3 protein-coding genes and 2 pseudogenes are annotated in these 12,967 nt (G+C 77.1%); 3 read left to right on the forward strand and 2 right to left on the reverse strand.

Going from position 1 to position 12,967, the window contains the following annotated elements:
• From ACWERV_RS33785 to ACWERV_RS33795, 3 genes and pseudogenes are all read left to right on the forward strand, one after another.
• A pseudogene (locus ACWERV_RS33785) lies at nucleotides 1-381 on the forward strand (hypothetical protein); the annotation flags it as partial.
• 46 nt (nucleotides 382-427) lie between these two features.
• Nucleotides 428-5,704, forward strand: a pseudogene (locus tag ACWERV_RS33790) (beta-ketoacyl synthase N-terminal-like domain-containing protein); the annotation flags it as partial.
• A 400-nt stretch (nucleotides 5,705-6,104) separates the two neighbouring features.
• Nucleotides 6,105-6,893 carry a lytic polysaccharide monooxygenase gene (locus ACWERV_RS33795; protein ID WP_452940427.1) on the forward strand — a complete coding sequence of 263 codons (789 nt, stop codon included), beginning with the start codon at nucleotides 6,105-6,107 and terminating at the stop codon, nucleotides 6,891-6,893.
• A gap of 49 nt (nucleotides 6,894-6,942) precedes the next feature.
• On the opposite strand, the gene ACWERV_RS33800 is transcribed toward ACWERV_RS33795, so the two are convergent.
• Together ACWERV_RS33800 and ACWERV_RS33805 are read right to left on the reverse strand one after the other, a co-directional pair.
• The gene (locus ACWERV_RS33800) at nucleotides 6,943-12,072 is read right to left on the reverse strand and encodes a type I polyketide synthase (protein ID WP_452940429.1); all 5,130 of its coding nucleotides are present in this window, start codon (nucleotides 12,070-12,072) and stop codon (nucleotides 6,943-6,945) included.
• Nucleotide 12,073: 1 nt separating this feature from the next.
• On the reverse strand, nucleotides 12,074-12,967 hold the full coding sequence (locus ACWERV_RS33805) for an alpha/beta fold hydrolase (protein WP_452940431.1): 894 nt from the start codon (nucleotides 12,965-12,967) through the stop codon (nucleotides 12,074-12,076).

Consider the following 12,967-nt stretch of genomic DNA (forward strand, 5'->3'; position numbering starts at 1 on the left):
CTGCCGATGAGGGCCCGGCTGGAGGAGGGCAGGGGCTTTGGCCGGCTGCTGAGCCGGGTGCGGGAGACCACCCTGGACGCCTACGCCCACCAGGACGGCGCCATGGCGGAGCACCTGGAGAGCGCGCTGGGCCCGGCGGACGACGACACGGCGGAGCCCGTCCTGCGCGAGCTGGAGCGGCTGGAGGCGGCGGTCGCGCAGGAGCGTCCGGCGGGCGAGGCGGGCAGCCGGCTCGTCAAGCGGCTCCAGGACCTGCTGTGGCGGCTCGGCGACGGCGCCACGGCCGCCGAGGCGGACGGCGGCAGCGGCCAGGAGGCCCTGGAGTCGGCGTCGGACGAGGAGATGTTCGCGCTCATCGACCAGCAACTGGGCTCGTCCTGAGGGAGATCGGGAACCGATGTCGACGACCACGGAAGACAAGCTGCGCCAGTACCTCAAGCGCGTCACCCTCGACCTCGGCCAGGCCAAGGAGCGGCTGCGGCAGGCCGAGGAGGAGCGCGCCGAGCCGATCGCGATCGTGGCCATGGCCTGCCGCTACCCCGGCGGGGTCGCCTCCCCCGAGGACCTGTGGGAGCTGGTGGCCGCGCGCGGCGACGCGATCGGCCCCTTCCCTGCCGACCGCGGCTGGGACCTCGGCACCCTCCACCACCCGGACCCCGACCACCCGGGCACGAGCTACGTCACCGAGGGCGGCTTCCTGCACGACGCACCGACCTTCGACGCGGGCTTCTTCGGCATCAGCCCGCGCGAGGCGGCGGCGATGGACCCGCAGCAGCGCGTCCTGCTGGAGACCGCGTGGCAGGTCCTGGAGCGCGCGCACATCGACCCCACGAGCCTGAAGGGCACCGCGACCGGCGTCTACGCGGGGGTGTCGAGCCAGGACTACCTGTCGCGGATCCCGCGGATCCCGGACGGCTACGAGGGCTACACGGCCACCGGCGCGCTCACCAGCGTGATCTCCGGGCGTATCGCGTACACGCTGGGTCTGGAGGGGCCCGCGGTCACGCTGGACACCGCCTGCTCGGCGTCGCTCGTCGCGATCCACCTGGCCGCGCAGGCGCTGCGGTCGGGCGAGTGCACGCTCGCGCTCGCGGGCGGGGTCACGGTCTTCAGCACGCCCGCGGCGTACGTCGAGTTCTCCCGGCAGCGCGGGCTCGCCCCCGACGGACGCTGCAAGGCCTTCGCGGCGGCCGCGGACGGCACGGGCTTCTCCGAGGGCGCCGGACTGATCCTGCTGGAGCGGCTGTCGGACGCGCGCCGCAACGGCCACCGCGTCCTCGCCGTCGTCCGCGGCTCGGCCGTCAACCAGGACGGCGCCAGCAACGGCCTGGCCGCGCCCAACGACGCGGCGCAGGAGCGGGTCATCCGGCAGGCGCTGGTCAGCGCCCGGCTGGCCGCCGACCAGGTGGACGCGGTGGAGGCGCACGGCACGGGGACGACGCTGGGCGACCCGATCGAGGCGCAGGCGCTGCTCGCGACGTACGGCCGGGGCCGCCCGGCGGACCGGCCGCTGTGGCTGGGCTCGGTCAAGTCCAACATCGGTCACACGCACGCGGCGGCGGGCGTGGCCGGCGTCATCAAGATGGTCATGGCGATGCGCCACGGCTCGCTGCCCGCGACCCTGCACGTCGACGAACCGACCCCGCACGTGGACTGGGCGGACGGCGGCGTGCGGCTGCTCACCGAACCGGTCGACTGGCCGCGCACGGAGCACCCGCGGCGCGCCGGGGTGTCGTCGTTCGGCATCTCCGGCACCAACGCGCACCTGGTCCTGGAGGAGGCGCCCGCCGAAACCCCGGCGGAGACGGCCGAGTTGCCGCCCGGCGGCCTCACGCCGTGGGTGCTGTCGGCGCGCGGGGGCGCCGCGCTGCGGGCCCAGGCCGAGCTGCTGCTCGGCGCGCGGGCGGACCACGGTCCGGTCGGCTGGACGCTGGCCGGCGCGCGGGCGGTCCTCGACCACCGGGCGGTGGTGATGGGCCGGGACGCCACCGCGCTGCGCGCGGGGCTCGCGGCGCTCGCGGCCGGTGCGGAGCATCCGGCGGTGGTGCGCAGGACCGGCCCGGTGCGCGGCGCGGGCTGGCGGGTCTTCCTGTTCTCCGGGCAGGGCAGCCAGCGCGGCGGCATGGGCGCCGAACTCCACGCCCGCTTCCCCGTCTTCGCCGACACCTTCGACGAGGTCTGCGCCCTCCTCGACCCCCACCTCCAACACCCCTTGCGGGACGTGGTGTTCGAGCCCGCCCACGCCGAACTCCTCGACCACACCACGTACACGCAGGCCGGGCTGTTCGCCCTCCAGGTGGCTCTCGCCCGGCTGCTGGACGCGCACGGCGTGCGGCCCGACGCCGTCACCGGCCACTCCGTCGGCGAGATCGCCGCCGCGCACGTCGCCGGGGTCCTGTCGCTCGCGGACGCCTCCCGGCTGGTCGCGGCACGGGCGACGCTGCTCGGCGCGCTGCCCGGCGGCGGGGCGATGAGCGCGCTGGAGGCGACGGCGGACGAGGCCGAGCAGGCGCTCACCCCGTACGGCGGGGCCGTCTCCGTCGCCGCCTACAACACGCCCACCAGCACGGTCGTGTCCGGCCCCGCCGACCTCGTCGCGGAGCTGACCGCGCGGTGGAAGGAGCGCGGACGCAAGGCGAAGGCGCTCACCGTCAGCCACGCCTTCCACTCACCGCTCATGGAACCGGCGCTCGCGCCCTTCGCCGAGGCCGTCGCCGACCTGGACTTCCGCACCCCGCGCATCCCGCTCATCAGCAACCTCACCGGGCGCCCCGCCGACGCCGCGATCGCCGAACCCGGCTACTGGGTACGGCACGTCCGCGAGCCCGTCCGCTTCCACGACGCCATCGCGCACACCGCGGCACGCAGCCACACGTACCTGGAGATCGGCCCCACCTCCGTACTCGTCCCCGCCGCGCAGCAGACCCTCGACGCGGCCCGCGACGGCGCCGCCCCGGCCCCGCTGCTGGTCCCGACGCTCACCGCCCGCCAGGACGAGACAGAGGCCCTCGCGCACGCGCTCGCCCGGCTGCACACCACGCACCCCGCGCCCGTCGACTGGCGGCCCTGGTACCCGGCGGCCGCCCGCCGCACCACCGACCTGCCCGGCTACCCCTTCCAGCGGCAGCGCTACTGGCTCCCGGACGAGGTCACGGCGGCGCCCGCCGCGGCCGACGCGGAGGAGGCGCGGTTCTGGCAGGCCGTGGAGTCGCAGGACGTGGGCGCGCTGTCCGGCACGCTCGGCATCGGCGACGACGACGGGCGGCGCGCACCGCTCGGCGAGGTGCTCCCCGCGCTCGCCCACTGGCACCGCGAACGGCACGACCGGGCGGCCGTCGAGGCGTGGCGCCACCGCGTCGCATGGCGGCGGATCCCCGCCCCCGCCCCTGCCCCTTCCCCCGAACAGCCCGCCGGCTGCTGGCTGCTGGCCCTCCCGCCCGGCGGCGCCGCCCAGTGGGCCGACGCCTGCGAACGCGCCCTCACCGCGGACGGCGGCGCGGTCCGCCGGGTGACCGTACCGAACGGCACGGCGGAGGCGGCGGCGTCACTGCGCGCGGCATACGCGGACAGCCCGACGCCGACCGGCGTCCTCTCCCTGCTCCCCCTCGCCACGACCGGACCGGACGCCCTGCACGCGGTGACGTCGACTCACGCCCTGCTGCGAGCCCTGCTGGAGGCGGACCTCGGACTCCCCCTCTGGACGGCGACCCGCGGCGCGGCACGGGTGGTGGGCGAGGGCGAGCCGGGGGGCACGGTGACGGCGGACGGCTACGCGCCGCGGGCCATGGCACCGGTGGTGGACGGGCACGCGCCGCGGGCCTCCGTGCCGACGGCGGTTGCTGACGCGCACGCGCGTCGGGCCACGGCGTCCGTGGCAGGCGTGGAAGCGCCGCGGTCCATGGCGTCCGTGGTGGACGGGCACGCGCCGCAGGCCACCGTGCCGGAGTCCGTGCGGGACCAGCACGCGCCACACGCCGCAGCACCGGTGCCCGCGGCGGGCGAGCGCGCGCCGCGCACCACCACGACGCCCGTAGTGGACGAGGAAGCGCCGCAGGCCACGGCGCCAGAGCACGGCGAGCACACCGCGCCCGGTGCGACGCCCGTGCCGGAGGACGGGGGCACGGCGCTCGACGCGGGGCAGGCCGCCGTGTGGGGGCTCGGACGGGTGGCCGCGCTGGAGCACCCGGCGCTGTGGGGCGGTCTCCTCGACCTCCCGGCCGAGCCCGCCGACCTCTCCCCGGCCCTGCTGCGGGCGGCCCTGTCCGGCCGGGGCGGCGAGGACCAGGTGGCCCTGCGCCCCGCGGGTCTCTTCGCCCGCCGCCTGGTGCCCGTGGCCCCGGAGGAGGCGGCGCCTGCCCGTCCCTGGTCGCCGCGTGGCGGCGCCCTGGTGAGCGGTGGTGTGACGGGAGTGGCCCCGCACGTTGCGCGCTGGCTGGCCGGGGAGGGGGCCGAGCACATCGTGCTGCTCGCGCCGGAGGGCGCCGCGGCCCCGGGCGCGGAGGCGCTGCTCGGCGAACTGGCGGCCCTGGGCGCGAAGGCGACGGTGCTGGACGCGGCGGAAGCAGCGGCCACCGGGCCCCTCATGGCGGGCGGGGTACGCATCCGTACCGTCGTGCACACCGGGGCGTCCGGTGCGCGGGCGGGACTCGCGGAGTCGGAGCCGGAGGCATTCGCCGGGGCCGTGGCGGACGCGGTGGCGGGCGCGGACCGGCTCGCGGAGCTGTGCGGTCTCGGGGACGACGACCCGCTGGTCGTCTTCTCCTCGGTGGCCGCGGTGTGGGGTGGCGGCGGTCACGGGGCGGGGGCCGTGGCGGACGCGTACGTGGACGCGCTCGCGCAGCACCGCCAGGCCGCGGGCGGCCGGGCGGTACGACTGGCCTGGGGCGTGTGGGACGACGCGCACGGCCCCGACGCGGCCGGCCGCGCACAGCGGCTGGGCCTGCCGCTGCTGGCGCCCTCCCGGGCACTCGCGGCGCTGCGGGACGCGGTGGCCCGCAGCGCGGACGGCACGGGCAGCGGGGCGGCGACGGTCGTCGCGGACGTGGACTGGCAGCGCTTCCTCCCGCTCTTCACGGGCGGGCGCGCGAGCCGCCTGTTCGACGACGTCCCCGCGGCGGTGCGGGCCGCGCGCGCCGCGCTCGACGCCTCGGGCGGCGAGGAGGAGGCGCAGGCGCTCGCCGCCCTGCGGGAACGGCTCGCGGCCCAGCCCCCCTCCGCGCGCACGGGCACACTGCTCGCGCTCGTCCGCGCCCACGCGGCGGGTGCGCTGCACTACCCGGGGGCGGACGCGGTCGACCCGGAACAGCCCTTCAAGGAGCTGGGGTTCGACTCCCTCGCGGCCGTCGAGTTCCGCAACCGACTGCGCGCCGCGACGGGCCTGGAGCTGCCGGCGACGCTCGTCTTCGACTACCCGACACCGGCCGCCCTCGCGGGCTACCTGGTGGCGCAGGCGCTCCCCGCCGAGCCCGAGCAGGAGCCTGCCGCGGAGGCCCTCGACGCGGTCGAGGCCGCACTCGCCACGCTCCCGCCCGACGACCCGCGCCGGACCGGACTCACCCACCGCCTCCACGTCCTGCTGTGGCGCTACGGCGGCGCCACCGAGAACCCGGCAGCCACCCCGGCGGAGACCGGCCCGGAAGACCTGGAGGACGCCTCGGCGGACGAGGTCTTCGCCCTCATCGACCGGGAGTTCGGCGAGGCATAGACCCGCACTCCCCGACCGCTCACCCAGGAACGCGGCACGCGCCCAGGGGGGCGCGAGGAACCGCGCGCCCACCCCCCGCCCACCGACAGACGCGGCCACCCACCGCAGGTGGCACCCCCGGGGCGCGCCGGTACCCCCGCAACGCGCGGGCCGAGCCGGCGTGCCCCGCGGAGCAGTTCGCGGCGTCCGCACTCTTGACCTCAAGGCCTCGGCGGCTATGGTCTAGACCTAGGCCCTTGCGAGGTCCGGACCTTCCGGCGGCGACCGGCGTGCGAGCGGTGAGCGGCCGCGGGCCGCGTACAGCTCATCGCCCGCACCCCGCGCGCAGCGCACACCGCACACCTCACCGCCGACACCCCCGCGAGGGACGCCCCCACACCTCGACGGAAAGCGAAATGACATGCGCACGACACGTAAAGTCGCTCTCGCCCTCGGCACGCTCGCCGCTCCGCTCCTCGCGTTCGGACTGTCCTCGGGCACGGCCAACGCCCACGGGTGGGTGACCCTTCCGACGAGCCGCCAGGAACAGTGCGCCGAGGGGATCGTCAGCTGCGGCGACATCAAGTACGAGCCGCAGAGCGTGGAGGGCCCGAAGGGCCTGCACAGCTGCTCGGGCGGCAACGCGCAGTTCGCCGAGCTCGACGACGACAGCAAGGGCTGGCAGGTCACCCCGGTGGGCTCGTCGGCGACCTTCACCTGGCACAACACGGCCCGGCACGCGACCCTCAACTGGCAGTACTACATCGGCAGCACGCTCATCGCCGAGTTCCCCGGCAACAACCAGCAACCGCCCGCCGACCTCAGCCACCAGGTCAACTTCGGCAGCTTCACCGGCAAGCAGAAGGTGCTCGCCGTCTGGAACATCGGCGACACCGCCAACGCCTTCTACTCCTGCATCGACGTCAACATCGGCGGGACGGGCAGCACGACGGGCGGTACGACCACCGGAGGCACGACCACCGGAGGTACGACGACGGGCGGCACGACCACCGGCGGGACCACCACCGGAGGTACGACCGGCGGCACCGGCAGCTGCACCGCGGCCGCCTGGAGCGCCTCGACCGTCTACAACGGCGGCGAGACCGTCTCGCACAACGGCCACAACTGGAAGGCCAAGTGGTGGACGCAGGGCGAGGAGCCCGGCACCACCGGCCAGTGGGGCGTCTGGGACGACCTCGGCGCCTGCTGAGGCCCGCGCCCGCGGTGCGGCCCTTCCGCCCGGAAGGGCCGCACCGCGCTCAGGACTTGCCGAACTCCGTGGCGATGAGGTCGAAGATCTCCTGCGCCGTGGCCTCTTCCAGGTCATCGTGCGCACCGGCCTCGCCGCTCTCCCCCGCCCATTTGTCGGCGAGCAGCCGCAGCCGCGCCGCGACCCGGTTGCGGGCGGCCTCGCCGACCGCGTCCGGCGCGTTGGCGGCGTCCCAGCCGTCGAGTCCGGCCATGACGTGCTGCTCGCCGGTCGCGGCGTCGGCGACGAGCAGGCCGTGCAGGTGCCGGGCGAGGTCGTCGGCGGTGGGGTGGTCGAAGAGCACGGTGGTGGGCAGCCGCAGCCCCGTGCTGCCGCTCAGCTCGTTGCGCAGCTGGACGGCGGTGAGCGAGTCGAAGCCGAGTTCCTGGAAGGGCTTGCCGGGCGGTACGGCGTCCGCGCCGCCGTGGCCGAGGATGCCGGCGGCGTGCCCCTGCACGTGCCGCACGAGGATCTCGTGCTGCTCGGCGGCGGGCCTGCCGGTGAGCTTGCGCAGCAGCGGGCCCGCCTCCTGCGGCGCGGGTCCGGCTTCCTCGGCGCGTTCGGCGGCGGCTTCCGGGAGGTCGGCGAGCAGCGCGCTGGGGCGCAGGGCGGTGAAGCTCGGCAGGAAGCGGCGCCAGTCCACGGCGGCGACCACGGACGCGGGCGCGGGCCGCCCGACCGCGTCCCGCAGGGCGGCGAGGGCGAGTGCGGGGTCCAGCGGCCGGATGCCGCGGCGGCGGAAGAAGTCGACCTCCTCGTCGGACGTCGCCATGCCGACCTCGCCCCACAGGCCCCAGGCCACGGAGGTGGCGGGCAGGCCGAGGCCGCGGCGGTGCTCGGCGAGCGCGTCGAGCTGGGCGTTGGCGGCGGCGTACGCGGCCTGCCCGCCGCTGCCCCACACCGCGCTGACGGAGGAGAACAGCACGAAGGCGGACAGCTCCAGATGCCGGGTCAGCTCGTGCAGGTGCTGGGCGGCGAGCGCCTTGGGCGCCAGCATGCGCTCCAGGTGGGCGTCGTCCGCGTCGGCGATCAGGGCCTGGTCGCTGACGCCCGCGGCGTGCACGACGGCGGTGAGCGGCTGCCCGGCGGGGATCGCGGCGAGCACGTCCGCCATGGCGGCGCGGTCGGCGGCGTCGCACGCGGCGATCGTCACCTCGGCGCCGAGGCCGCGCAGTTCGGCGGCCAGCTCCGGCGCGCCGGGGGCGTCCGGGCCGCGGCGGCTGGTCAGGACGAGGCGGGCGGCCCCGTTGCCCGCCGCCCAGCGGGCGAGCAGGGCGCCGACACCGCCGGTGCCGCCGGTGACCAGGACGGTACCGGCCGGCTGCCAGGGGCGGGCGGGGCCGCGGTCGGGGGCCGCGTGGTCGAGGCGACGGGCCAGCACGCCCGTGGCGCGGACGGCGGTCTGGTCCTCCGTGCCCTCCCCGCGCGGGAGTCCGGCGAGGACGGCCGCGAGGCGGGCGGCGGCGTCCGGGCCGAGCCCGTCATCCGGACCGGACGCGGCGTCCGGGCCGGGCCCGCCCGGCAGACCGGGCTCGCCCGGAAAATCGGGTTCGGCGGGCAGGTCGACGAGGCCGCCCCAGCGGTCGGGGTGCTCCAGCGCCGCCACCCGGCCCAGGCCCCACACCTGCGCCTGCACGGGGTGCGACAGCGGGTCGTCGGGGCCGGTCGCGACGGCGCCGCGGGTCACGCACCACACCGGCGCGCCGATCCGGGCGTCACCCAGGGCCTGGAGGGCGGCCACGGTGGCGGACAGCCCCGCGGGCACGCCCGGACGGCCGGGCCGGGGGCGCTCGTCGAGCGCGAGCAGGCTCACGGCCCCGGCGACGTCCTCGCCGGCCGCGGCGAGTTCGGCGGCCAGCCCGGCGCGTTCGGCGGTGGCCGCGTCCACGGTGAGCCGCCGCACGGCGGCGCCGTGCGTCCGCAGCGCCTCGGCCGCGGTCCGCACCGCCGGGTCGTCCGCGTGACCCTCCGGGACGAGCAGCAGCCAGGTGCCGAGCAGGACGGGCGGCGCGGTGTCGGGCACGGGCGTCCAGCGGACCCGGTGGCGCCAGGCGGCCAGCGTGCCGCGCTCGCGGTGGCGGCGGCGCCAGGCGGCCAGCAGCGGCAGCGCGGGCCGCAGCGCCTCGGCGTCCGCGGCGCCGTCGCCGTCCGGCTCCAGCACCCCGGCGAGCGCCTCGGCGTCCTCCTCCTCGACGGCGCCCCACAGGTCGGCCTCGGCCGGGTCCTGCGGGCCGCCCGCGGCGCCGGGCCGGGCGGTGGGCAGCCAGTAGCGCTGCCGGTCGAAGGCGTAGGTGGGCAGGTCGACGGCACGGGCGGCGGACGGGCCGCCGTACCAGGCACGGAAGTCGACCGGCGCGCCCGCGGTGAACGCCTGGCCCAGCGCGAGGGCGAGCTGCGCGGGGCCGCCCTCGCCGCGCCGCAGGGTGCCGGAGGCGTGGGCGTCGATCCCGGCGGCCTCGAAGCACTGCTGGAGCGCGGGCACGACCACCGGGTGCGTGCTGACCTCGACGAACACCCGGTGGCCCGCGGCCAGCAGGGAGTCGACCGCCTCGGTGAGGCGTACCGGCTGCCGCAGGTTCGCCAGCCAGTAGCCGGCGTCCAGTTCCGCGGTGTCCAGCGCGCCGCCGGTCAGGGTGGAGTGGAAGGCGACGTCCGTGGACACGCCCTGGACGCCCGCGAGCCGGGCCCGTACGTCGTCGGCGATCGTGTCGACCTGCGGGCCGTGCGAGGCGTAGTCGACGTCGATGGTGCGGGCCCGCGCGCCGGTGGCCTCGCACGCGGCGACGGCGGCGGCGACGGCGTCCGGCGGGCCCGAGATCACGGTGGACGACGGGCTGTTGCAGGCCGCGACGCCCACCCCCGCCGCCTTCTCGCCGAGGGCGGCGAGGAGTTGGCCGGTGTCGTCCGGGCCGATGCCGAGGGAGGCCATCGCGCCCTTGCCCGCCAGCGCGCGCAGCGCCTGCGAGCGCAGCGCCACCACCCGGGCGCCCTCGCCCAGCGGGAGGGCTCCTGCGACGCACGCGGCCGCGATCTCGCCCTGCGAGTGGCCGACCACGGCCGCGGGCCGTACGCCGTGGTGGGCCCACTCGGCGGCGAGCGACACCATGAGCGCCCACAGCACGGGCTGGATCACGTCCACCCTGGCCGGATCCGGGGCGTCCTGCGCACCGCGCAGCACCGCGGTGAGCGACCAGCCGGTGTACGGGGCGAGGGCCGCCTCGCACTCCGCGATCCGCGCGGCGAACACCGGTGAGGCGTCCAGGAGTTCGCGCCCCATGCCGGGCCACTGCGAGCCCTGCCCCGGGAAGACCAGGACGACCCCGGGACCCGCCGTCCGCGCGGTTCCGGTGACCAGGCCGGGCGCGGGCTCCCCCGCGGCGAGCGCGGCGAGCCGCTCGCGCAGCTCCACCGTGCCGCACCCGGTGACGGCGGCGCGGTGCTCGAAAGCCGACCGCGTGGCGGCCAGCGACCACCCGACCGCGTCCGGCCCGGCCTCCGGCGCGGCGTCGAGCAACCGCCGCGCCTGCCCACGCAGCGCGTCCCCGCTCCGCGCCGACAACGCCCACACGGCGACGTCCACACCGGAAGACGGTGGCGCGCCCGGGGCGGCGGTCGGCGCGGTCACACCTGAACCAGCGGTCGGCGCCACCCCGCCCGAGCCCGAGCCGGCGCTCGGCGCCACCTCACCCGAGCCAGCGCTCGGCGCCGCCCCGTCCGAGTCGATCCGGGGCGGGGCCCCCTCCGGAGTCGGGGGGGCCTCCTCCAGGATCAGGTGGGCGTTCGTGCCGGAGAAGCCGAAGGCGGAGACGCCTGCCCGGCGGGGGCGTTCGGGGTCGGGGGGCCAGGGGACGTCGGAGGTCAGCAGGCGTACGTGGCCGGAGTCCCAGGCGACGTGCGGGCTGGGCTCGTCGAGGTGGAGCAGCCGCGGGAGGGTGCCGTGGCGCAGGGCCATGACCGTCTTGATGACGCCCGCGGCGCCCGCGGCGATCTGGGTGTGGCCGATGTTGGCCTTGACCGAGCCGAGCCACAGCGGCCGCTCCTCCGGCCGGCCCTGGCCGTAGGAGGCGAGGAGGGCCTGCGCCTCGATGGGGTCGCCGAGCGCGGTGCCGGTGCCGTGCGCCTCGACGGCGTCCACGTCGCCCGGCGCGAGCCGGGCGCTGGCGAGGGCCTGTTCGATGACGCGCTGCTGGGAGGGGCCGTTGGGCGCGGTGAGCCCGTTGCTGGCGCCGTCCTCGTTGACGGCGGAGCCGCGGATGACGGCGAGCACGCGGTGGCCGTTGCGGTGGGCGTCGGAGAGCCGTTCCAGCAGGACGATCCCGGCGCCCTCGGCGAGCGTCATGCCGTCGGCGCCCGCGGCGAAGGGCTTGCAGCGGCCGTCGGGGGCGAGGGCGCGCAGCTCGCTGAAGCCGACGAGCGGGGCGGTGGAGGACATCACGTACACCCCGCCCGCCAGGGCCAGGCCCACTTCGCGCTGGCGCAGCGCCTGGCAGGCGAGGTGCATGGCGACGAGCGCGGAGGAGCACGCGGTGTCGAGGGTGACCGCGGCGCCCTCCAGGCCGAGGGCGTAGGCGATCCGGCCGGCGACCACGCTGGGCGAGTTGCCGGTGGTCAGGTGTCCGGCGGCGTTGTCGGGTACGTGGAAGGAGTTGAGGAAGTAGTCGATGCCGTCGCAGCCGAGGTAGGTGCCGGTGCGGCTGCCGCGCAGGGTGTGCGGGTCGATCCGGGCGTGCTCGATCGCCTCCCAGGCGACTTCGAGGGCGAGCCGCTGCTGCGGGGCCATGGTGACGGCTTCGTTGGGGCTGATGCCGAAGAAGGCGGCGTCGAAGCGGTCGGCGCCGGTGACGAAGCCGCCGCGGCGGACGTAGGAGGTGCCGGGGTGGCCGGGCTCGGGGTCGTGGAGGGCGTCGAGGTCCCAGCCGCGGTCGGCGGGCAGGTCGCCGGTGGCGTCGCGGCCTGCGGCGGCCAGCTCCCACAGGTCGTCGGCGTTGTTCACCCCGCCGGGGAAGCGGCAGCCGATGCCGACGACGGCGACGGGTTCGTGGGCGGCGTACTCCGCGTCCTCGATACGGCGCCGGGCGTCGCGCAGGTCGCCGGTGACGCGCTTGAGGTAGTCGAGGAGTTTCTGCCGGTCGTCGGCCATGTCAGGACCGTCCCGGGGCCGGGGCGCCGGGGCGCCCGTCCGCGTGCTTGTCGACGGTGCGGGCCAGTTCCAGCACGTCGGCGGCCACCCGGTCGGGGTGGTCGGCGTGCAGGTTGTGGTCGGAGTCGGTGTACCAGCGCGACTCCGCGTGCGGCAGGGCGGCCTCGGCGTCGGCGACCCACTGCCGGGCCCAGGCGAGCCAGGCGGGCGGCGGGTTCGGGGGGACGGCCTTGAGGAGGACGACGGGCACGGTGACGTCCGGGTACCAGCGGGCGGGCGGGTCGTTCCACATGCTCTTCCACACCGAGCGGTAGTGCTCCAGCGGCAGCCGCGGCCCGAGCAGCCCGTCGGGCCCCTCGACCATGTCGGACAGGCTCGCGTCGACCGCGGCGGCCGACCAGCGCGGGTGGATGGCCCGCAGCACGGTGCGCATGGCCTCCCGGGGTGCCCGCGCGTCGGGGCCCCACCACCCGACGTCGTCGGTGTCGCGGGGCAGCGCGCCGCCCTGGAGGTCGACCGGGCCGCCGCCGTCCACGAGTGCGAGCCCCGCGGCGAGGTCGGGGCGTACGGCGGCGAGCCGCATCGCGATGTTGCCGCCCCACGAGTGCCCGACCAGCAGCAGGCCGCCGAGTCCCAGGGTGTCGCAGACCGCGGCCAGGTCGGCGACGGCGGTGGCGTTGTCGAAGCTCTCCCGGGGCAGGTCGGACGTGCCGTGCCCGCGCATGTCGACGGCGTGCACGGGGTGCCCGGCGGCGGCGAGCAGATCGGCGACCTCGTCCCACATCCGGGAGTTGGACCCCAGTCCGTGCACCAGCAGGACCGGCCGGCCCGCGCCGCCGGGCCGCTGCCGCACGTTCAGCCTCACCGAGTGGTCGACGGGAACGGACACATTCAT

It is taken from the genome of Streptomyces sp. NPDC004031 (assembly GCF_053604375.1).

What these genes read in the sequence shown, in the direction of transcription:
- ACWERV_RS33800 (WP_452940429.1), bottom strand. Translation starts at nt 12,072, where the DNA reads ATGGCCGACGACCGGCAGAAACTCCTCGACTACCTCAAGCGCGTCACC.
- ACWERV_RS33795 (WP_452940427.1), top strand. Translation starts at nt 6,105, where the DNA reads ATGCGCACGACACGTAAAGTCGCTCTCGCCCTCGGCACGCTCGCCGCT.
- ACWERV_RS33805 (WP_452940431.1), bottom strand. Translation starts at nt 12,967, where the DNA reads ATGAATGTGTCCGTTCCCGTCGACCACTCGGTGAGGCTGAACGTGCGG.